18 protein-coding genes and 5 tRNA genes are annotated in these 21,311 nt (G+C 34.8%); 22 read left to right on the top strand and 1 reads right to left on the bottom strand.

Annotation, left to right across the window (positions count from 1 at the left end):
- Window position 1: 1 nt before the first annotated feature.
- The 20 genes from BUB82_RS09220 to BUB82_RS09125 all read left to right on the top strand — a co-directional run bounded on the left by BUB82_RS09220 (window position 2) and on the right by BUB82_RS09125 (window position 19,021).
- Entirely contained in the window at window positions 2–1,168 is a 1,167-nt protein-coding gene (locus BUB82_RS09220) for an acyl-CoA dehydrogenase family protein (RefSeq protein ID WP_073193333.1), read from the top strand.
- Between the two features lie 87 nt (window positions 1,169–1,255).
- Window positions 1,256–2,140, top strand: coding sequence for a tyrosine-type recombinase/integrase (locus BUB82_RS09215; RefSeq protein WP_073193332.1), 885 nt, complete (start codon window positions 1,256–1,258; stop codon window positions 2,138–2,140).
- A gap of 97 nt (window positions 2,141–2,237) precedes the next feature.
- Window positions 2,238–2,311 (top strand) — tRNA-Thr (locus tag BUB82_RS09210).
- Window positions 2,312–2,325: 14 nt separating this feature from the next.
- A tRNA-Tyr gene (locus BUB82_RS09205) sits at window positions 2,326–2,407 on the top strand.
- Window positions 2,408–2,437: 30 nt separating this feature from the next.
- A tRNA-Gly gene (locus BUB82_RS09200) sits at window positions 2,438–2,510 on the top strand.
- Between the two features lie 11 nt (window positions 2,511–2,521).
- Window positions 2,522–2,593, top strand: a tRNA-Thr gene (locus tag BUB82_RS09195).
- A gap of 93 nt (window positions 2,594–2,686) precedes the next feature.
- Window positions 2,687–3,874 (top strand): elongation factor Tu, encoded by a 1,188-nt coding sequence (gene tuf, locus BUB82_RS09190; protein ID WP_073193331.1) that lies wholly within the window; start codon window positions 2,687–2,689, stop codon window positions 3,872–3,874.
- Between the two features lie 112 nt (window positions 3,875–3,986).
- Window positions 3,987–4,059: transfer RNA gene (locus tag BUB82_RS09185), tRNA-Trp, on the top strand.
- Window positions 4,060–4,074: 15 nt separating this feature from the next.
- Window positions 4,075–4,272, top strand: a complete 198-nt coding sequence (secE, locus tag BUB82_RS09180) for a preprotein translocase subunit SecE (protein ID WP_073193330.1) — start codon at window positions 4,075–4,077, stop codon at window positions 4,270–4,272.
- Between the two features lie 3 nt (window positions 4,273–4,275).
- Complete coding sequence (gene nusG / locus BUB82_RS09175) at window positions 4,276–4,827, top strand: transcription termination/antitermination protein NusG (RefSeq protein ID WP_073193329.1); 552 nt, start codon at window positions 4,276–4,278, stop codon at window positions 4,825–4,827.
- Between the two features lie 71 nt (window positions 4,828–4,898).
- On the top strand, window positions 4,899–5,336 hold the full coding sequence (rplK, locus tag BUB82_RS09170) for a 50S ribosomal protein L11 (RefSeq protein ID WP_073193328.1): 438 nt from the start codon (window positions 4,899–4,901) through the stop codon (window positions 5,334–5,336).
- A 12-nt stretch (window positions 5,337–5,348) separates the two neighbouring features.
- Window positions 5,349–6,047: a 50S ribosomal protein L1 gene (gene rplA, locus BUB82_RS09165; protein ID WP_073193327.1), complete on the top strand. Its 699-nt coding sequence runs from the start codon at window positions 5,349–5,351 to the stop codon at window positions 6,045–6,047.
- An 8-nt stretch (window positions 6,048–6,055) separates the two neighbouring features.
- Window positions 6,056–6,577, top strand: a complete 522-nt coding sequence (gene rplJ / locus BUB82_RS09160; protein WP_073193326.1) for a 50S ribosomal protein L10 — start codon at window positions 6,056–6,058, stop codon at window positions 6,575–6,577.
- A gap of 44 nt (window positions 6,578–6,621) precedes the next feature.
- Window positions 6,622–6,999, top strand: a complete 378-nt coding sequence (rplL, locus tag BUB82_RS09155) for a 50S ribosomal protein L7/L12 (protein ID WP_073193325.1) — start codon at window positions 6,622–6,624, stop codon at window positions 6,997–6,999.
- A 146-nt stretch (window positions 7,000–7,145) separates the two neighbouring features.
- A complete protein-coding gene (gene rpoB / locus BUB82_RS09150) occupies window positions 7,146–10,955 on the top strand; it encodes a DNA-directed RNA polymerase subunit beta (RefSeq protein WP_073193324.1) in 3,810 nt (1,269 codons plus the stop codon).
- A gap of 61 nt (window positions 10,956–11,016) precedes the next feature.
- The gene (gene rpoC, locus BUB82_RS09145) at window positions 11,017–15,324 is read left to right on the top strand and encodes a DNA-directed RNA polymerase subunit beta' (protein WP_073193323.1); all 4,308 of its coding nucleotides are present in this window, start codon (window positions 11,017–11,019) and stop codon (window positions 15,322–15,324) included.
- Window positions 15,325–15,334: 10 nt separating this feature from the next.
- On the top strand, window positions 15,335–15,643 hold the full coding sequence (locus BUB82_RS09140) for a DUF3467 domain-containing protein (RefSeq protein ID WP_073193322.1): 309 nt from the start codon (window positions 15,335–15,337) through the stop codon (window positions 15,641–15,643).
- Between the two features lie 131 nt (window positions 15,644–15,774).
- On the top strand, window positions 15,775–16,422 hold the full coding sequence (locus tag BUB82_RS09135) for a nucleotide exchange factor GrpE (protein WP_083574505.1): 648 nt from the start codon (window positions 15,775–15,777) through the stop codon (window positions 16,420–16,422).
- Window positions 16,423–16,494: 72 nt separating this feature from the next.
- A complete protein-coding gene (gene dnaJ / locus BUB82_RS09130) occupies window positions 16,495–17,607 on the top strand; it encodes a molecular chaperone DnaJ (RefSeq protein ID WP_073193321.1) in 1,113 nt (370 codons plus the stop codon).
- 256 nt (window positions 17,608–17,863) lie between these two features.
- Window positions 17,864–19,021 (top strand): sigma-54-dependent transcriptional regulator, encoded by a 1,158-nt coding sequence (locus BUB82_RS09125; protein ID WP_073193320.1) that lies wholly within the window; start codon window positions 17,864–17,866, stop codon window positions 19,019–19,021.
- On the opposite strand, the gene BUB82_RS09120 is transcribed toward BUB82_RS09125, so the two are convergent.
- Window positions 19,018–19,602, bottom strand: a complete 585-nt coding sequence (locus tag BUB82_RS09120) for a hypothetical protein (RefSeq protein ID WP_073193319.1) — start codon at window positions 19,600–19,602, stop codon at window positions 19,018–19,020. The genes BUB82_RS09125 and BUB82_RS09120 overlap by 4 nt on opposite strands.
- Window positions 19,603–19,727: 125 nt before the next feature.
- Between BUB82_RS09120 and BUB82_RS09115 the strand changes: the two genes are divergently transcribed.
- Window positions 19,728–21,092, top strand: a complete 1,365-nt coding sequence (locus BUB82_RS09115; protein WP_073193318.1) for an MATE family efflux transporter — start codon at window positions 19,728–19,730, stop codon at window positions 21,090–21,092.
- On the top strand, window positions 21,079–21,309 hold the full coding sequence (locus tag BUB82_RS09110) for a hypothetical protein (protein ID WP_073193317.1): 231 nt from the start codon (window positions 21,079–21,081) through the stop codon (window positions 21,307–21,309). Before BUB82_RS09115 ends, BUB82_RS09110 begins: the two co-directional genes overlap by 14 nt.
- Window positions 21,310–21,311 lie beyond the last annotated feature (2 nt).

The raw sequence follows: 21,311 nt of genomic DNA, 5'->3' as shown, positions 1-21,311 counted from the left end.
TATGAACACATTATACTTTACAGAAGAGCACGAATTATTTAGAGAAAGTTTGAGAGATTTCTTACAAAAAGAAGTTGTGCCTCACCTTGAAAAATGGGAGAAAGAAGGAACAATAGAACGTTTTATCTGGGAGAAATTTGGAGAAATGGGCTATTTTGGTGTTGCTTATCCTGAAAAATACGGTGGTATGGACTTAGATTTGTTTTACACCGTAATCCTTTTAGAAGAATTGCAACGGATAAATTCCGGTGGATTTGCTGCGGCAATTTGGGCACATGCTTATTTAGCCATGACGCACCTAAATAAAGAAGGTAGCGAGGCTATTAAAGAAAAATACTTGACTAAATCAATTTCCGGTGAAATGATAGGTTGTTTATGTATTACCGAGCCCTTTGGAGGTTCTGATGTAGCAGCTATGCGAACTACTGCCGAAGAGACTGAAGATGGCTTTGTACTTAACGGCTCAAAAACATTTATTACAAACGGCGTATATTCAGATTATTTAGTTGTAGCAGCCAAAACGGCTCCAGAATTAGGCGGAAAAGGGATTAGCATATTTATTGTTGATCGTGACACACCTGGGATTAATGCCACAAAACTTAATAAATTAGGCTGGAGAGCTTCAGATACGGCTGAAATTTCATTTGACAATGTAAAAATTCCAAAGTCACATATAATGGGAGAAAAGAACATGGGTTTCCCGTATATTATGCAGCATTTTGCTTTAGAGCGCCTTATTATGGGTGTTAATGCTCATGCTAGAGCTGAGTATGCAATTGAATACACCTTACAATACATGAGTGAGCGCGAAGCTTTTGGAAAATCAATCAATCAGTTTCAAGCCTTACGCCATCGTTTAGTGGAGCATGCAACTGAAGTCGAAGTCAGTAAGACTTTTAATTATAACACTACCAAGCGCTTGGATGCCGGTGAGTATGTTGTAAAAGAAGCTACAATGTCTAAATTGAAATCTACTAAAGTTGCTGATGAAGTTATTTATGATTGCCTTCAATTTTTAGGCGGTTATGGTTACATTGAAGAGTACCCACTTGCACGAATGTCTAGAGACAGTCGATTAGGGCCTATTGGTGGTGGAACTTCAGAAATTTTAAAGGAAATTTTATCAAAAATGATTATCGATCAAAAAAACTATAAGCCTGCGACCTAAATTTTTTTTATTTATATTTAATACGACATCCAATAGTTTTCTATTGGATGTTGTTTTTTTGGTTAATTTTATAGTTTTACTAAAAAAATGCTGAATCAGTTTTTTGAATACTTAGAGTTTGAGAAAAAATATGCCAAACACACGTTGACGGCATACAGGTCTGACTTGAGCGCTTATGCCAAATTTCTAAAAACCGAATTTGATATAGATCAGCTTTCCTTGGTAAGTTATTCTTTAATTCGCTCATGGATCATTCATTTATCTGAGGCAAACTACTCAACAGTATCTATTAATCGAAAACTAACTGCAGTTAAAGCCTACTATAACTTTTTGTTGAAGCTAGGAGAGATAACTGTAAACCCAATGCAAAAGCATAAATCCTTAAAACAATCAAAAAAGCAACAGCTCGCTTTTAGTAAAGCTGAAGTTTCTGTAGTAATGAAAGTTTTTGATACTTCAACTTTTTCAGGAATACGCGACCAATTAGTTGTTGACATTTTATACCAAACGGGAATACGGCGTCAAGAACTTTTAAATTTAGACAGATCATCAATAGACTTCAATTCAGGTCAATTAAAAATATTAGGAAAACGTAATAAAGAGCGCTATATACCAATTAAGCCAAGTCTTACTAATTTGATTAATGATTATATGCAGGTTTTAAAAGATGAATCAGTAAAAAGTAATAAATTAATATTGACTAATACCTATCAAGCCGCTTATCCTAATCTTATTTACCGTATCGTTCAATCCTATTTTAAACGTGTATCTGCAAAACAAAAATGCAGTCCGCACATTATCCGTCACTCATTTGCTACCCATTTATTAGAAAACGGTGCCGATTTAATAGCAATTAAAGAGTTGATGGGGCATAGTAGTTTGGCCTCAACACAGCATTATACAAAGACAAATATGTCGCGTTTAAAAACAATAATTAATACCAAGCATCCAAGGTCAAAAAAGGATAAATAAAATTATTTAAAAAAACTCAGAAAAATATTTTTTTGATATTAATAAAGATTATATATTTGCCACCCGTTAAACAAATGTTGTTTGATATATTGAAATTGCCGATGTAGCTCAGCTGGCTAGAGCAGCTGATTTGTAATCAGCAGGTCGTGGGTTCGAGTCCCTCCATCGGCTCTCAATTTAAAATTGGGGAGATACTCAAGCGGTCAACGAGGACAGACTGTAAATCTGTTGCCCTAGGCTTCGTAGGTTCGAATCCTACTCTCCCCACAACTAAGTCGGTATGACTAATTTATTTAAGCGGGAGTAGCTCAGTTGGTAGAGCGTCAGCCTTCCAAGCTGAATGTCGCCAGTTCGAACCTGGTCTCCCGCTCTAAATAATTAGCCGACGTAGCTCAGGGGTAGAGCGTTTCCTTGGTAAGGAAGAGGCCACGGGTTCAAATCCCGTCGTTGGCTCTTTTAAGTCTCAAAACATAAGTTTTGAAGACTTTTTGTGGTTAATAAATTTGAACACTATATATAAACTAAGATTATTAAATAATTACTACTATGGCAAAGGAAAATTTTGATCGTTCCAAACCGCACTTAAATATAGGTACGCTTGGTCACGTCGATCACGGAAAAACAACATTAACTGCAGCTATTACAAAAGTACTTGCTGACAAAGGTTATTCAGAAGCTAGTGCTTTTGATCAAATTGATAATGCTCCTGAAGAAAAAGAAAGAGGTATTACAATTAACTCTTCTCATGTTGAGTATGCAACTAAAGAACGTCACTACGCTCACGTTGACTGTCCGGGTCACGCCGATTATGTTAAAAACATGGTAACTGGTGCAGCGCAGATGGATGGTGCTATTTTAGTTGTTGCTGCAACTGATGGTCCGATGCCTCAAACTCGCGAGCATATTCTATTGGGTCGTCAAGTTGGTATCCCTAAAATTGTAGTTTTCTTGAATAAAGTTGACTTGGTTGATGATGAAGAATTGTTAGAGCTTGTAGAAATGGAAGTTAGAGATTTACTTTCTTTTTATGAGTATGATGGTGATAATGCGCCAGTAATTTCAGGTTCTGCTTTAGGTGCTTTAGACGGTGATGATAAATGGGCTGATAAAGTGATGGAATTGATGGATGCTGTTGATTCTTGGATTGAGCAGCCGGAAAGAGATGTTGATAAAGCATTTTTAATGCCAATTGAAGACGTGTTCTCAATTACTGGTCGTGGTACTGTAGCTACTGGTCGTATTGAGACAGGTGTTGCTAATACTGGTGATGCTGTTGAAATTATTGGTATGGGTGCTGACAAACTTAAATCTACAATTACTGGAGTTGAAATGTTCCGTAAGATACTAGATAGAGGAGAGGCTGGAGATAACGTTGGAATCTTGTTGAGAGGTATTGAGAAGACTCAAATTTCAAGAGGTATGGTTATCACAACTCCTGGTTCAGTAACGCCGCACGCCAAATTTAAAGCTGAGGTTTATATCCTTAAAAAAGAAGAAGGTGGACGTCACACGCCATTCCATAACAACTATAGACCACAATTTTATGTGCGTACAACAGATGTAACGGGAACAATTTCTTTACCTGATGGTGTTGAGATGGTTATGCCTGGTGATAACTTAACAATTACAGTTGAATTATTGCAACCTATCGCTCTAAATGATGGTCTCCGTTTTGCGATCAGAGAAGGTGGTAGAACTGTTGGTGCTGGTCAAGTTACTCAAATTTTAGACTAGTTTTAAAATATATTTTATACATAATTAAGGTGTCTTCGTGGCACCTTAATTTTTTTGTTTAATATTGTTTTGTATTCGGAAAAAAATTAGTTTCTTTGCAAACCAATAATTTACGGGTTTAGCTCAGTTGGTAGAGCACTGGTCTCCAAAACCAGGTGTCGGGAGTTCGAGCCTCTCAACCCGTGCAAATCTTAATAGAGATGGCAAATATTAAATCTTACGTATCAAGTTCATATGATGAGCTTAAAAATCATGTTACTTGGCCTACTAACGCTGAAGCTCAGCGTTTGATGGTTGTGGTCGCTGTTTTTTCTGTTTTGTTCTCTCTCGCAATTTGGGGTGTAGATGAGCTTTTTAGTGCAGTAATAGCACAGTATTTCAATTGGGTAAAATTTTAATCAATGGCTGAAACTAGCTTAAAAAAATGGTATGTTGTAAGATCAATTAGTGGGTCTGAAAACAAAGTCAAAGATTATATTGAAAAGGAAATATCTCAACAAGGTCTTAGTGATTATGTTGATGATATTTTAGTTCCTACTGAAAAAGTTGTTCAGATTAGGAATGGTAAAAAAATTAATAAGGAAAAGGTTTACTTTCCTGGTTATATCATGGTTCAGGCTAATTTGGAAGGTGAGGTTCCTCATGTTATTAAAAACGTCAATGGCGTTATCGGTTTTTTAGGTGAGACTAAAGGAGGCGATCCTGTACCTTTGCGTAAATCTGAAGTTAATCGTCTGCTAGGTAAGGTTGATGAGTTGTCTGTTCAAAAAGAAACTGTTGCAATTCCTTATTCACAAGGAGAGACGATTAAAGTTATTGATGGTCCTTTTAATAGTTTCACAGGGACTATTGAAAAAGTAAATGAAGAGAAGAGAAAACTGCAAGTTATGGTTAAGATTTTTGGTCGTAAAACACCTGTAGAGCTTAGCTACATGCAAGTCGAAAAAATATAAGTGTTACACAATATAAATTTACAGGCAATATTGCTTCCCTCTGTCTGTAATAATTTTTAAATTAACAAAAAATGGCAAAAGAAGTAAGTAAAGTAGTTAAGCTCCAAGTTCGAGGAGGTGCTGCTAATCCATCGCCACCTGTTGGTCCTGCTTTAGGTGCTGCCGGTGTTAATATCATGGAATTCTGTAAGCAATTCAATGGTAGAACACAAGATAAAGCTGGTAAAGTATTACCAGTTGTAATAACAGTTTATAAGGATAAGTCTTTTGATTTTGTTATCAAAACTCCTCCGGCAGCTGTTCAATTACTTGAAGCAGCTAAGCAAAAAAAAGGATCAGGAGAGCCGAATAGGCTTAAAATTTCTGCAGTAACTTGGGATCAAATTAAAGTTATCGCTGAAGATAAAATGCAAGACCTCAATGCTTTTACTGTAGAGTCAGCTATGAAAATGGTTGCTGGTACTGCGCGATCTATGGGTATAACGGTTAAAGGTGATGCACCTTTCTAAAACTAATTGAAGATGGCAAAAGTTACAAAAAAGAGAAAAGAAGCATTAAGCAAAATAGATCAATCATCTACTTATACAGTTGCGCAAGCATCTGAATTATTGAAAGATGTTGTGTCTGCTAATTTTGATGAGTCAGTTGAGTTAGCGGTAAAGCTTAATGTCGATCCAAGAAAGGCTAACCAAATGGTTAGAGGTGTTGTTACCTTGCCTCACGGTACAGGTAAAGAAACTAAGGTTTTAGCCTTAGTTACACCAGATAAAGAACAAGAAGCAAAAGACGCCGGTGCCGATTTTGTGGGTCTAGATGAGTATCTAGATAAAATTAAAAATGGCTGGACGGATGTAGATGTTATTGTTACTATGCCAAGTGTTATGGGTAAATTAGGCCCTTTAGGTCGTGTTTTAGGTCCACGTGGACTTATGCCAAACCCAAAAACTGGTACAGTTACAATGGATGTTGCTAAAGCTGTTTCAGATGTTAAGGCTGGTAAAATCGATTTTAAAGTTGATAAGTCCGGTATTGTTCATGCAGCAATAGGAAAAGCTTCATTTACAGCAGACAAACTTGCTGGTAACGCAAGAGAACTATTAACTACACTAGTAAAACTTAAGCCTCAGGTGGTTAAAGGTGTGTATATGCAAAGTATTCACATTACTGCAACTATGAGTCCGAGTATTCAAATTGATACAAAAAGATTTACTGAGCAATAATTTAAGTTATGACAAGAGAAGAAAAAGCAAAAGTAATAGAAGATATTACTGGACATTTAGCTGAAGCGCCAAGTATTTATTTGGCTGATATATCAGGTTTAAATGCTGGAACTACTTCAGATCTTAGACGTGCTTGTTTTAAAGCTGACGTTAAATTGATGGTAGTTAAAAACACGCTTTTGGCTAAAGCGATGGAAAGCTCAGATAAAGAATTTGGTGAGTTACCTTCTATATTGAAAGGTAATACATCGATTTTATTATCTCAAACTGGAAATGCTCCAGCTAAGGTTATTAAAAACTTTAGAAAGAAAATTGATAAGCCTATATTGAAAGGGGCTTTTGTAGATGAAGCAATTTATGTTGGTGACGATTATTTAGATACACTTGTTAATATCAAGTCTAAAGAAGAAGTTATTGGCGATATTGTTTCATTATTACAATCACCTGCTAAAAATGTTATTTCTGCACTTAAATCAGGTGGAAGTAAATTATCAGGTATTTTAGAAACACTTTCAGAAAAACCAGAATAAATAAATACACTAATTACTAATTATATTTTTTAAAACGATAGAAAATGGCAGATTTAAAAGAATTCGCAGAACAGTTAGTTAACTTAACAGTAAAAGAAGTAAACGAGTTAGCTGATATTTTAAAAGAAGAGTATGGCATCGAGCCTGCTGCAGCAGCTGTTGCAGTAGCTGGTGGTGCTGCTGGTGGTGGAGAAGAAGCCGCTGAAGAGCAAACAGAATTTGACGTTATCCTTAAAGCACCAGGTGGTTCTAAATTAGCAGTTGTAAAACTTGTTAAAGAATTAACAGGTCAAGGATTAAAAGACGCTAAAGCATTAGTTGATGGTGCGCCAGCTCCAGTTAAAGAAGGTGTTTCTAAAGACGAGGCTGAAGCATTAAAAGCTCAATTAGAAGAAGCAGGAGCTGAAGTAGAACTTAAGTAATTAAGTTTTATTTAAATTATACGGTTTAGGCCTCAGATTAAGCATCTGTAGGTCTAAACCATTTTGCGTATCTATACGTTTAGTGTTTTTAAACACAGTTTATATTAGTTAATTTTGCTTATTTAAGCATTAAATTCTTTCTTTAGATGTTAGCATTGCAAAACAATCGTATCAGTTTTTCATCGGTCAATCAACCTGATTACCCTGATTTTCTTGATATACAAGTCAAATCTTTCCAAGATTTTTTTCAACTTGAAACAAAACCAGAAGAAAGATCTAATGAAGGTTTGTACAATACCTTCATGGAAAACTTTCCTATTACCGACACAAGAAATCAATTTGTGTTAGAATTTTTAGACTATTTTGTAGATCCACCGCGTTATTCTATACAAGAGTGTATCGAAAGAGGTCTAACCTATAGTGTGCCGCTAAAGGCAAGATTAAAATTATATTGTACAGATCCTGAACATGAAGATTTTGAAACTATTGTTCAAGATGTTTATTTAGGAACAATTCCTTACATGACACCTAGTGGTACCTTTGTTATCAATGGTGCTGAACGAGTTGTTGTTTCACAATTACATCGTTCTCCAGGTGTGTTTTTTGGTCAATCATTTCATGCCAATGGAACTAAATTATATTCTGCACGAGTAATCCCTTTTAAAGGTTCGTGGATTGAGTTTGCAACTGACATTAATAGTGTTATGTATGCATACATTGATAGAAAGAAAAAACTCCCTGTAACAACGCTTTTCAGAGCGATTGGTTATGAGAGAGATAAAGACATTCTTGAAATCTTTGATCTTGCTGAAGAAGTCAAAGTTTCAAAAACAGGTTTAAAAAAATATTTAGGTCGAAAGCTAGCTGCTAGAGTATTAAATACTTGGTACGAAGATTTTGTTGATGAAGATACAGGTGAAGTCGTCTCAATAGAACGTAACGAAATTGTACTCGATCGTGATACCATTTTAGAAAAAGACCATATTGAGGAAATAGTAGAAACAGGTTCTAAAACCATTCTATTACATAAAGAAGATAATTCTACTGGAGACTATGCTATTATTTATAATACGCTTCAGAAAGATCCTACAAATTCAGAAAAAGAGGCTGTAGAACATATATATCGTCAATTAAGAAATGCTGAACCGCCTGATGAAGAAACGGCTAGAGGTATTATTGATAAGTTATTCTTTAGTGATCAACGTTATAACTTAGGTGAAGTTGGCCGTTACAGAATGAACAAAAAATTAGGTCTTGACATTAGTATGGATAGCAAAGTTCTAACTAATGAAGACATCATTACAATTATTAAATATTTAATTGAATTAGTCAATTCAAAAGCTGAAGTAGATGATATAGATCACTTATCTAATCGTCGTGTTAGAACTGTTGGAGAACAATTATCTCAGCAATTCGGTGTTGGCTTGGCACGTATGGCAAGAACAATTCGTGAGCGTATGAATGTACGTGATAATGAAGTTTTTACGCCAATAGATTTAATAAATGCGAAGACATTATCTTCTGTTATAAACTCATTTTTTGGGACTAACCAATTGTCTCAATTTATGGACCAAACAAATCCAATAGCTGAGTTAACTAATAAAAGACGTCTTTCAGCTCTTGGGCCTGGTGGACTTTCAAGAGAACGTGCTGGTTTCGAGGTGCGTGATGTTCACTACACACATTATGGTCGTTTGTGTCCAATTGAAACACCAGAGGGACCAAACATTGGTTTAATTTCATCTTTATCGGTTTACGGTAAAATTAACAATATGGGTTTCATTGAAACACCTTATCGTAAAGTTGAAAATGGAAAAATAGACTTTGATTCAAATCCACTTTACCTTTCTGCTGAAGAAGAAGAAGGTAAATTAATTGCCCAAGCTAACATCCCACTAAAAGATGACGGTACTATCAATTCAGATAAGGTTATTGCTCGTATGGAAGGCGATTTCCCAGTGATAGATCCTAAAGAAGTTCATTATGTAGATGTTGCACCAAACCAAATTTCATCAATTTCAGCTTCTTTAATTCCGTTTTTAGAGCATGATGATGCCAACCGTGCTTTGATGGGTTCTAACATGATGCGTCAAGCTGTACCTTTATTAAGAGTAGATTCTCCTATAGTTGGTACAGGCTTAGAAAGAAGAGTAGCACAAGATTCTCGTGTCTTGATTAATGCTGAAGGTGATGGTGTTGTAGAGTATGTTGATGCAAGAGAAATCACCATAAAATATGATCGATCTGAGAACGATCGACTAGTGAGTTTTGATTCTGATTCTAAAACTTACGAGTTAATCAAATTTAGAAAAACTAATCAAGGTACATCTATCAATCTTAAACCAATTGTTGAAGTTGGTGACCGTGTTTCTAAAGGTCAGGTGCTTTGTCAAGGTTATGCGACCGAAAAAGGTGAGCTTGCGCTTGGACGTAACATGAAAGTTGCTTTCATGCCTTGGAAAGGTTATAATTTTGAGGATGCTATTGTAATTTCTGAAAAAGTTGTAAGAGATGATATTCTAACTTCAATTCATATCGATGAATATTCACTTGAGGTAAGAGACACAAAGCTTGGTAATGAAGAGTTAACAAGTGACATTCCAAATGTTTCTGAAGAGGCTACTAAAGACCTTGATGAACATGGTATGATTCGCATCGGTGCTGAAATTAAACCTGGTGATATCCTGATTGGTAAAATAACACCTAAAGGTGAGAGTGATCCAACACCAGAAGAAAAATTACTTCGCGCTATTTTTGGTGATAAGGCAGGTGATGTTAAAGATGCATCTTTAAAAGCCTCACCTTCATTAAATGGTGTTGTAATTGATAAAAAATTATTTTCTAGAGCAGTTAAAGATAAGCGTAAACGTGCTCAAGACAAACAAGAAATTGAAAAGCTTGAAGCTAAATACGAAGTTAAATTTGAAGAACTTCGTAATGTTTTAATTGACAAGCTCTTTTCAATAGTAGGTGGTAAAACATCGCAAGGTGTACAAAATGACCTTGGTGAAGATGTCCTTCCTAAAGGGAAAAAGTACACGCAAAAAATGCTTAATTCTGTTGAAGATTTTACGCATTTAACTAAAGGTACTTGGACAACTGATGAAGATTTAAATGCTTTAGTTGCTGACCTTTTACATAATTATAAAATTAAGCAAAACGACCTTCAAGGTAACTTGCGTCGTGAGAAATTTACCATCACCGTTGGTGATGAATTACCTTCTGGAATTTTAAAATTAGCCAAAATTTATGTTGCCAAAAAGCGTAAGCTAAAAGTTGGTGATAAAATGGCAGGTCGTCACGGTAATAAAGGTATCGTCGCCAAAATTGTACGTCAAGAAGATATGCCTTTCTTAGACGACGGTACACCAGTTGATATTGTACTTAATCCATTAGGTGTACCATCACGTATGAATATTGGTCAGATTTATGAAACTGTTCTTGGATGGGCTGGACAAAAATTAGATAAAAAGTTTGCTACGCCAATTTTTGATGGCGCAACTATTGATCAAATAAATGAATTGACTGATAAAGCTGAGATTCCAAGATATGGGCATACTTATCTTTATGACGGTGGAACTGGTGAGCGTTTTGATCAACCAGCAACTGTTGGTGTGATTTACATGCTTAAACTTGGTCACATGATTGAAGACAAAATGCATGCACGTTCAATTGGTCCTTACTCTTTAATTACGCAGCAACCACTTGGTGGTAAAGCTCAATTTGGTGGTCAGCGTTTCGGTGAAATGGAAGTTTGGGCACTTGAAGCTTATGGAGCATCTAGTACACTTCGAGAAATTTTAACGGTCAAGTCTGACGATGTTATTGGTAGAGCTAAAACTTACGAAGCTATCGTAAAAGGTGAACCAATGCCAGAACCAGGATTGCCAGAGTCATTTAATGTATTAATGCATGAATTAAAAGGTCTTGGTTTAGATATTAAACTAGAAGAATAATAACAATTATAAATTGTTAGGTATATAAATATTTTTGAATAATTCTTTAGCAACTTGTATTATGACAAGAAATAATGAAAAGAATACACAACCGAGATTTAATAAAATCTCTATAGGTTTAGCATCACCAGAAAGCATATTATCTGCTTCAAGAGGTGAAGTTTTAAAACCTGAAACTATTAACTACAGAACACACAAGCCAGAACGAGATGGTTTATTTTGTGAACGTATTTTTGGTCCTGTAAAAGACTACGAATGTGCTTGTGGGAAATATAAGCGAATTCGCTATAAAGGCATTGTTTGTGACCGTTGTGGTGTTGAAGTTACTGAGAAAAAAGTACGTCGAGACCGCGTTGGCCACATTAATTTAGTGGTTCCAGTAGCACATATCTGGTATTTTAGATCTTTGCCAAATAAAATAGGTTACCTCTTAGGAATTCCTTCTAAAAAGTTAGACATGATTATCTATTACGAACGTTACGTCGTAATTCAATCAGGGATTGCTAAAAAAGAAGATGGCGAAGAACTTAAAAAAATGGATTTCTTAACTGAAGAAGAGTATTTAGATATTCTAGAAACACTTCCTCAGGAAAATCAGTATTTAGATGATGATGACCCTAATAAGTTCATCGCAAAAATGGGAGCTGAATGTCTTCTTGAAATCTTAAAAAGAATCGATTTAGATGAATTATCTTACGATTTAAGACATAAAGCTAACAACGAAACGTCTAAACAACGTAAAACAGAAGCACTTAAACGCCTACAAGTAGTTGAAGCCTTAAGAGATTCAAAAAATAACCGCGATAATAATCCAGAATGGATGATTATGAAAGCCATTCCGGTTATTCCACCTGAATTAAGACCTTTAGTTCCATTAGATGGTGGCCGTTTTGCTACTTCAGATTTAAATGATTTATACAGACGTGTCATTATACGTAATAATCGTTTAAAGCGTTTAATGGAAATTAAAGCACCAGAAGTTATTTTACGTAATGAAAAACGTATGTTACAAGAATCTGTAGATTCATTATTTGATAACACACGTAAATCTTCTGCCGTAAAAACAGACTCTAATAGACCACTAAAATCTTTATCAGATTCTTTAAAAGGTAAACAAGGTCGTTTTAGACAAAACCTACTAGGTAAGCGAGTTGATTATTCTGCACGTTCAGTTATTGTTGTTGGTCCTGAAATGAAGATGTATGAATGTGGTCTTCCTAAAGACATGGCTGCTGAACTTTACAAGCCATTTATTATTAGAAAGTTAATAGAACGTGGAATTGTAAAGACAGTAAAATCAGCTAAAAAAATAATTGATAAAAAAGAGCCAGTAGTTTGGGATATTCTTGAAAATGTACTTAAAGGTCATCCTGTACTACTAAACCGTGCACCAACACTTCACCGTTTAGGTATTCAGGCTTTTCAACCAAAATTAATAGAAGGTAAAGCAATTCAACTTCACCCATTAGTTTGTACGGCCTTTAATGCCGATTTTGATGGTGACCAAATGGCTGTTCACTTACCGCTAGGTCCTGAGGCTATTTTAGAGGCGCAATTATTGATGTTAGCATCTCATAACATTCTTAACCCAGCTAATGGATCGCCAATTACAGTTCCATCTCAAGATATGGTTCTTGGTTTATATTATATGACAAAACCTCGAACATCAACTAATGATCATACGGTTAAAGGCGAAGGTTTAACTTTTTATTCAGATGAGGAAGTTGAAATCGCTTACAACGAAAAAAGAGTTGATTTAAATGCTGTGATTAAAATTCGTGCTAAGGACTTCAATGAGTCTGGAGAATTAGTCAACCAAATTATTGAAACAACAGTTGGTAGAGTTTTATTTAATCAAGCTGTACCTGAACAAATTGGTTTCATTAATGATGTGATGACTAAAAAAGCCTTAAGAGATGTAATTGGTAAGGTTTTAAAGCACACTTCAGTTCCTGAAACAGCAGATTTCTTAGATAGCATTAAAGATTTAGGCTATAATTTTGCTTTTAGAGGTGGTTTGTCATTCTCATTAGGAGATATTATTATCCCTAAAGAAAAACTTGAAATGATTGCTGAAGCCGAAGGTCAAGTTGAAGGTGTAACAGGTAATTATAACATGGGTCTAATCACCAATAATGAGCGTTACAACCAAGTTATTGATATTTGGACAGCAACCAATGCTAATTTGACCGAATTAGCTATGAAACGAATTCGTGAAGACCAACAAGGTTTCAACTCAGTTTTCATGATGCTTGATTCTGGTGCAAGGGGTTCTAAAGAACAAATTCGCCAGTTAACAGGTATGCGAGGTCTGATGGCTAAACCTAAGAAATCAACTTCAGCAGGTGGTGAAATTATTGAAAACCCAATTCTATCTAACTTTAAAGAAGGTCTTTCAATTTTAGAATATTTTATTTCAACTCACGGTGCGCGTAAAGGTCTTGCCGATACCGCGCTAAAAACAGCTGATGCAGGTTATCTAACACGTCGACTCGTAGATGTATCTCAAGATGTCATTGTAAGAGAAGAAGATTGTGGTACTTTAAGAGGAATTGAGGTTCAAGCCTTGAAGAAAAATGAAGAAATTGTTGAATCTTTAGGTGAACGTATTAAAGGTAGAACTGCTTTAAATGATATCATAGACCCAATTTCACAAGAACTTTTAGCTGAAGCTGGAGAAGAAATTAGTGATGATGTTGCTGATAAAATTGAAGCTTCTGCTTTAAACTCTGTTGAAGTAAGATCACCATTAACTTGTGAAGCAAAACAAGGTATTTGCGTTAAATGTTATGGTCGAAATCTATCGACTAACAAAACAGTTCAAAGAGGTGAAGCTGTCGGTGTTGTCGCTGCACAATCAATCGGTGAGCCAGGAACACAGTTAACGCTTAGAACATTCCACGTAGGTGGTATTGCAGGTAACATATCTGAAGAAAACAAGCTTGAAGCTAAATTTGATGGTATTGCTGAAATTGAAGATCTCAAAACCGTTAAAGGTGAAGACAGTGAAGGTAAACCAGCAGATATTGTTATTTCAAGAACTTCAGAAGTTAAAATTGTAGATAAAAAGTCAGGTATTGCCTTAAGTTCTAACGTAATTCCTTATGGTTCACAAATCTTTATTAAACCTGGTAAAAAGGTAACTAAAGGTGATGTGATTTGTAAATGGGATCCTTACAACGGCGTTATTATTTCTGAATTTGCTGGTCAAATTGAGTTTGAAAACATTACACAAGGACTCACTTATGAAGTAGAAAGTGATGAACAAACTGGTTTCCAGGAAAAAGTAATCATCGAATCTAAGAATAAACGTAAGATACCAACACTTCATATTAAAGATAATACTGGAGAGACCATAAGATCTTACAACTTACCTGTTGGTGCCCATTTAATGGTTGATGATGAAGAGAAAATTAAAATTGGTAAGATTTTAGTTAAAATCCCAAGAAAATCATCAAAAGCTGGTGATATAACAGGTGGCTTACCAAGGTTAACTGAACTTTTTGAAGCTCGAAACCCTTCTAATCCAGCTGTTGTAAGCGAAATTGATGGTGTTGTTTCATTTGGTAAAATTAAGCGTGGTAACCGCGAAATAATCGTTGAATCTAAACTAGGTGAAATTAAAAAGTATCTTGTGAAGCTTTCTAATCAAATTCTTGTTCAAGAAAACGATTATGTTCGTGCAGGTATGCCACTTTCAGATGGTTCTGTTACACCAGAAGATATATTGAATATCAAAGGCCCAAGTGCTGTTCAACAATATTTAGTTAATGAAGTTCAAGAAGTCTATCGTTTACAAGGTGTACAAATTAATGATAAACACTTTGAAGTTGTCGTAAGACAAATGATGCAAAAAGTGAAAATACAAGATCCAGGTGATACTATTTTCCTTGAAAACCAATTGGTTCATAAACAGGACTTTATTAATGAAAATGACAATATGTTTGGTAAGCGCGTTGTTGAAGAATCAGGTGACAGTGTTAATTTGAAACCAGGACAAATTGTAACGCTTCGTGAACTTAGAGATGAAAATTCTCAATTAAAGCGTGAAGATAAGCAATTGGTTTCAGCACGAGAAGTTGAGCCGGCTACTGCGAAACCTATTTTACAAGGTATTACCAGAGCATCTCTTCAAACTAAGTCATTTATATCCGCAGCATCATTCCAAGAGACAACTAAAGTCTTAAATGAGGCAGCAGTAAGTGGTAAAGTAGATAAATTAGAAGGCTTGAAAGAGAATGTTATTGTAGGTCACAAAATACCTGCAGGTACTGGTCTTCGTGAATTTGATGATATTATTGTTGGCTCTAAAGAAGAGTTGACCGAAATGATGCATCAAAATCAAGAAGTAAATGTTAACTATAATTAAAAATTAAGATATGAGTGAAACTAATGATAAACAAAAGCTAAATATTCAAATTGATGAAGATACTGCCCAAGGCATTTATAGCAATCTGGTAATTGTTAATCACTCACCAACTGAATTTGTATTAGATTATGTTAACGTAATGCCAGGAACACCAAAGAGTAAGGTACGTTCAAGAGTTATTTTAACACCGCAACACGCTAAACGATTACTTAAAGCATTAAATGATAATATTTTAAAGTATGAAAAGCGTCACGGTAAAATTCAAGAACAAGAAAAGCCTAACATCCCTTTAAATTTTGGTCCAACTGGCGAAGCTTAAAACAATTTTAATATATAAATACAAGCCTGTGAGTTTTACTCATAGGCTTTTTTTTTGATAAGCGTGACAATTTGACATAAGCGCTAATATGGCAATGCATTTGACATATATATTCTACTAAATTTTAGGTCATGAAAAAAGAACAAGATATTATTAAAGATACAGATAAAAACGAAAAGGTACAAGAATCATCAAAAGCAAGCAATACCTCAAATGATGAAACTTCTAAAGAACAATCTGAAGAAAATCACGAAGGCACTGCTTTAGATGAGCAAGATATTTCCGAAGAGAAGTCCACAAATAAAGATAAAGAAGAAAAAGAGGAATTGTCTGAAACTGAAAAGCTTCAACTAGCGTTAGACACTGAAAAAGATAAGCATCTTCGTCTTTTTGCTGAGTTCGAAAACTACAAGCGTAGAACAAGTAAGGAGCGTCTTGAGTTGTTTAAAACAGCAGGACAAGAAGTCATACAATCTTTATTGCCTGTCCTTGATGATTTTGATCGAGCCATAAAAGAACTCGAAAAGTCAACCGATAAAGATTCATTTTCTGGTGTAGAGTTAATCAATAATAAATTGAGAGAAACTTTGAAATCAAAAGGTCTTGAACCTATGAATGTAAAAGCTGGTGATGTGTTTGATGCAGACTTACATGAAGCAATCACTCAAATATCGGCACCTTCAGAAGATATGAAAGGCAAAATTATTGATGTGGTTGAACGTGGATATACCTTAGGTGATAAAATCATTCGATATCCAAAAGTTGTTACAGGTAAATAATTTAAGCAATCGCGTCTTTATTAAAAGAACAAAGCTTTAAAATAAAGCCTTTGAAATAAAAAAATAATTACAATGAAAGAAGATTACTACGATATTTTAGGCATTTCTAAAAATGCGACTCAAGCTGAAATTAAAAAAGCTTATCGCAAACTTGCCATTAAATATCATCCAGATAAAAATCCAGATGACTCAGAAGCCGAAGAAATGTTTAAAAAAGCAGCTGAAGCTTATGAAGTTCTAGGAAATGAAGAGAAACGTCAAAAATATGATCAATTTGGCCATAGTGCCTTTGACGGCTCAGGCGGCTTCGGCGGTGGCGGAGGCATGAATATGGATGACATCTTTAGCCAATTTGGAGATATATTCGGTGGCGGTGGATTTTCTGGTTTTGGTGGCTTTGGCGGCGGTGGTCGTCGGCAGTCGAAAGGGAGTAATTTACGCATTCGTGTAAAACTCACTATTGAGGAGGTAGCTAATGGCGTTGAAAAGAAAATTAAAGTTTCTCGTAAAAAGAAGCCTTCAGATACAACTTATAAAACTTGCTCTACTTGTAATGGTACAGGGCAAGTTACTAAAATTCAAAACACAATTTTAGGTCGTATGCAGACTTCCGCACCTTGCTCTGCTTGTGGTGGCTCTGGAAAAATGATTGACAATAAAGGTAAAGGAACAGATGCTCATGGTCTAAAATTAGAACAAGAATTAGTGTCAATTAAAATTCCAGCTGGTGTAGAAGACGGAATGCAACTCAAAGTTTCAGGCAAAGGAAATGAACCTGTTGGTGATGGTATTAGTGGAGATTTACTTGTTTTAATTGAAGTTCAAGAGCATGAAAATTTAAAACGTGACGGTAACAACCTTCATTACGATTTGTATTTAAGTTTTTCTGATGTTGCATTGGGTACTTCAAAAGATATTGATACAGTAACTGGTAAAGTGCGTATTAAAATTGAGCCTGGGACGCAAAGTGGTAAAATTTTACGATTAAGAAATAAAGGTTTGCCAAGTATCAACTCATACGGAAATGGCGATTTATTAGTTCATGTTAATGTTTGGACTCCAAAAGAACTTACTAAAGAGCAAAAGAATTTCTTTCAATCTATGAAAGATGATTCAAATTTTGCGCCTAACCCTGAAAAATCCGATAAATCCTTTTTTGAAAAAGTAAAAGATATGTTCTCGTAACTGCTTTAACAAAAAATTATATATATTTGAACACTGCTTATTTTAATAAGTAGTGTTTTCTTTTTCATAGCATTTTTTCCCATTCGTTTTTTAACGGATGGGTTTTTAGTTTTGAGCAATGCTGAATTATTTTACGAATCATTTATTGTTTTTTTCTTCGGTTGGTTTTACCTTGCTTAAAATACTTTATGAAAGGATTTAAGGTGAAATAGACGTTTATATTAAATCCGTAAAGAAATTAACCAAAACCATACTTATGTCAAAATTATTAATAGCAGAAGATGAAGCGAGTATTAGACGTGTATTAACAAAAATATTGACAGAAGAAGATCAGTCTTTTGAGATTATTGAAGCTGAAGACGGTGAACAAGCCTGTAAAATCCTTGAGAGTGAAAGCATTGACTTATTACTTTGTGATATTAAAATGCCAAAAAAAGATGGTGTTGAAGTTTTACAATTTATAAAAAGTAATTCGATTGATTTACCAGTTATTATGATTTCAGGACATGGTGATATTGATACAGCTGTAGAAACAATGCGTCAAGGCGCGTTTGATTATATTTCAAAACCACCAGACCTTAATCGATTATTGAATGCTGTTCGTATTGCATTGAAACATGATCAACTTCATAAAGAAAATAAAACCCTGAAGAAAAAAGTAAGTAAAACTTACGAAATGATCGGTGAAGCGTCTGCGATTGCTGAAATTAAGTCTATGATAGATAAGGTTGCTCCAACGGCTGCTCGAGTTTTAATTACAGGTGAAAATGGAACCGGAAAAGAATTGGTGGCTCATTGGTTACATGAAAAAAGCGAAAGGAATAAAAAGCCTTTTATTGAAGTTAATTGTGCAGCAATTCCTTCTGAATTGATAGAAAGCGAGTTATTTGGTCATGTTAAAGGTGCTTTTACATCTGCTAATAAAGACCGTGCAGGTAAATTTGAAGCTGCCAATGGTGGTACTTTATTTCTAGATGAAATAGGAGATATGAGCCTTCAAGCACAAGCTAAAGTATTGCGGGCACTTCAAGAACAGAAGATTCAACGGATAGGAAGTGATAAAGATGTCAAGGTTGATGTTCGTGTCATTGCAGCAACTAATAAAAATTTAAAAGAAGAAATTAAAGCCTCAAAATTTAGAGAAGATTTATACCATAGATTAGCTGTTATTCTTATCAAAGTACCATCTTTAAAAGAACGTATTGTTGATGTTGATTTATTAGCGAATCACTTTTTAAGTTTAATCGCTAGAGAACAAGGTATTAAACCAAAGTCAATTACTAAAGATGCTCTTGAAGAACTAAAACAACACGATTGGCCAGGAAATATTCGAGAGTTTAGAAATGTGATTGAACGGCTCACTATCTTAGGAAAATCAACTATAGATGCTGAAGATATTAAAACCTATCTTTAATTTTTTTCAGGTGTATACTTCATAAAGTACATTGTATCACCGCTGGGATGTGGCCATTCTTTTAAAAGTTTAAAACCATACCTTCTATAGGCAATACTTACTCGTCTTATACGTGTTTCTGCATAAATAGGTAGTTGTTTTTCTTTAGCAATGCTAAACATGATGTCTTTCATTTTGTAAGCCGTTTTCTTATCGGTAACACCACGCGCATCTTCTAAAATACCCCAAAACCAGCAATATAAATAGCTACCTGAATTTGGGCGCTGTTGTTTGACAAACTTTTGGGTTTTAAGTGCTTTAAGTCCTTTTTTAAGACCAGTAACATTTAAGGCAAGTTTCAAATCGCCCAGAAGTTCACTCCAAAAACCTTCAGTATGGCCGTTTTCTTCAAAAAAAATTGCGATGCCGCTATCGTCATCACAAGTGATTAAGGCATCACGCTTAATCGCCTTTTCGACCATATGTTTAGCGAGGTAATTAAAACGCTCATCTTTTTTATGGTCGTCTTTAACAACTTCCATAGAAGTTGGGATTTCTTTTAAAAGTGTAGCGACGTTTTTTATGATACGATCTTTATTCAAAATGAACTAATTTAGATCTACAAAATTAGCATAAGTAATTTAAACAAGCTAGAGAAGATTAAAAACCTCAAATTCTTTTTTTAAGCATCAACTAATGTCTAATTTTGCAGGCTAAAATTTTTAGCTTGCAACTTCAACTTTATACAAAAGAATTTAAGCAAAACCTTATCATTGCCATGCCAGTAATGTTAGGTCAACTTGGTCATGTATTAGTTGGATTTGTAGACAACGTTATGATTGGTAAATTAGGCCCAGCGCCATTGGCTGCTGTATCTCTTGGGAATACTGTGTTGTATTTTGCATTATTTTTGGGTATAGGTTTCAGTTTTGCAATTACACCTCTCATTGCTGAGGCTGATGGTGAAAATGATCAACTCAAAGGGCGATTTTATTTTCAGCATGGTTTGGTGATGTGTACGTTTATTGGTATTTTATTATTTGGATTATTGTTATTAACTAAACCTATTTTATATCATCTTAATCAACCAAATGAAGTAGTAGAGTTAGCTATTCCTTATCTAAATATTGTTGCTTTTTCAATGATACCTTTAATGGTTTTTCAAGGGTTTAAACAATTTGCTGACGGTTTATCCCTCACAAAATACGCCATGTACGCAACGATTGCTTCTAATTTAGTTAATGTATTATTTAATTACTTATTAATTTATGGTATTTGGTTTTTTCCAAGACTTGAACTTGAAGGTGCGGCGATTGGCACTTTAATTTCTCGTGTATTCATGTTAGTTTTATTGTATTTTATTTTAAAAAATCGCCCCAAATTGAAATCTTATTTTGTGCTTATTAAGCGCTCATTAAGTAAACAAGTGTTTAAGCGTCTTATAAATTTAGGATTTCCAACAGCTTTACAAATGTTGTTTGAAGGCGGCATTTTTACAGCATCGGTAATTTTAGCGGGCACCTTAGGTACAGAAGCTCAGGCAGCTAATCAAATAGCTTTAAATTTAGTCTCTATGACATTTATGATCGCAGTTGGTTTAGGTGTTACAGCTACAATTAGAGTTGCTAACCAAAAAGGTAAGCGTGATTACTTCAACCTGAGACGTATTGCCAACTCTATTTTTATACAAACCTTTTTAATTGCAAGCTTATTTACGATTGGCTTTATTCTTTTAAAATCATTTCTGCCAACGTTATATATTGATGAGCAGGAAGTAATCACCTTAGCTGCACAATTACTTGTAATCGCAGCCATTTTTCAATTAAGTGATGGATTACAAGTCGCATTTTTAGGTGCTTTACGCGGGTTGCAAGATGTCAAAATTCCAACTTTGATTTGTTTTATAGCTTATTGGATTATTGGTTTTCCTATTTCGTTTATATTAGGTCAAGCAGACCAGTTTGCTAGTGTAGGAATTTGGTTAGGCTTGTTAGCGGGTCTTACAACTTCGGCAATAATGTTATATATTCGTTTTAATTATTTAACTAATTCTAGTAAAGGAAAATACACACAGGCTTATGAAACTACCTAGGTTTATATTAGGTGATAATACCGATTTTAAGGATTCTATTTTTATAATTCATACTGAATTTCCTAGGTTTATCATCGATTTAAAAGACGACCAGATTGAATGGTTAGAAGATGTAGACGTAGAAAATGAAGAAGAATTTACCGAAGAAACAAACACGCTAATTAAAGAAGCTTCTGAATTTTACGATCGTGAGGTGCAACGCTATCAAGCTAACTAATT

Source organism: Psychroflexus salarius, from assembly GCF_900129035.1.
Taxonomy (GTDB): domain Bacteria; phylum Bacteroidota; class Bacteroidia; order Flavobacteriales; family Flavobacteriaceae; genus Psychroflexus; species Psychroflexus salarius.
The sequence above is the reverse complement of the archived record's forward strand: the minus strand, read 5'-3'. Positions and strand labels throughout refer to the sequence as shown.

Excerpts from the sequence above, each read along its gene's own strand:
- rpoC (WP_073193323.1), top strand. The coding sequence starts at position 11,017 with ATGACAAGAAATAATGAAAAGAATACACAACCGAGATTTAATAAAATC.
- tuf (WP_073193331.1), top strand. The coding sequence starts at position 2,687 with ATGGCAAAGGAAAATTTTGATCGTTCCAAACCGCACTTAAATATAGGT.
- rplL (WP_073193325.1), top strand. The coding sequence starts at position 6,622 with ATGGCAGATTTAAAAGAATTCGCAGAACAGTTAGTTAACTTAACAGTA.
- BUB82_RS09140 (WP_073193322.1), top strand. The coding sequence starts at position 15,335 with ATGAGTGAAACTAATGATAAACAAAAGCTAAATATTCAAATTGATGAA.
- secE (WP_073193330.1), top strand. The coding sequence starts at position 4,075 with ATGGCAAATATTAAATCTTACGTATCAAGTTCATATGATGAGCTTAAA.
- rplJ (WP_073193326.1), top strand. The coding sequence starts at position 6,056 with ATGACAAGAGAAGAAAAAGCAAAAGTAATAGAAGATATTACTGGACAT.
- nusG (WP_073193329.1), top strand. The coding sequence starts at position 4,276 with ATGGCTGAAACTAGCTTAAAAAAATGGTATGTTGTAAGATCAATTAGT.
- BUB82_RS09215 (WP_073193332.1), top strand. The coding sequence starts at position 1,256 with ATGCTGAATCAGTTTTTTGAATACTTAGAGTTTGAGAAAAAATATGCC.
- rplA (WP_073193327.1), top strand. The coding sequence starts at position 5,349 with ATGGCAAAAGTTACAAAAAAGAGAAAAGAAGCATTAAGCAAAATAGAT.
- BUB82_RS09135 (WP_083574505.1), top strand. The coding sequence starts at position 15,775 with ATGAAAAAAGAACAAGATATTATTAAAGATACAGATAAAAACGAAAAG.
- BUB82_RS09125 (WP_073193320.1), top strand. The coding sequence starts at position 17,864 with ATGTCAAAATTATTAATAGCAGAAGATGAAGCGAGTATTAGACGTGTA.
- dnaJ (WP_073193321.1), top strand. The coding sequence starts at position 16,495 with ATGAAAGAAGATTACTACGATATTTTAGGCATTTCTAAAAATGCGACT.
- BUB82_RS09110 (WP_073193317.1), top strand. The coding sequence starts at position 21,079 with ATGAAACTACCTAGGTTTATATTAGGTGATAATACCGATTTTAAGGAT.
- BUB82_RS09220 (WP_073193333.1), top strand. The coding sequence starts at position 2 with ATGAACACATTATACTTTACAGAAGAGCACGAATTATTTAGAGAAAGT.
- rpoB (WP_073193324.1), top strand. The coding sequence starts at position 7,146 with ATGTTAGCATTGCAAAACAATCGTATCAGTTTTTCATCGGTCAATCAA.
- rplK (WP_073193328.1), top strand. The coding sequence starts at position 4,899 with ATGGCAAAAGAAGTAAGTAAAGTAGTTAAGCTCCAAGTTCGAGGAGGT.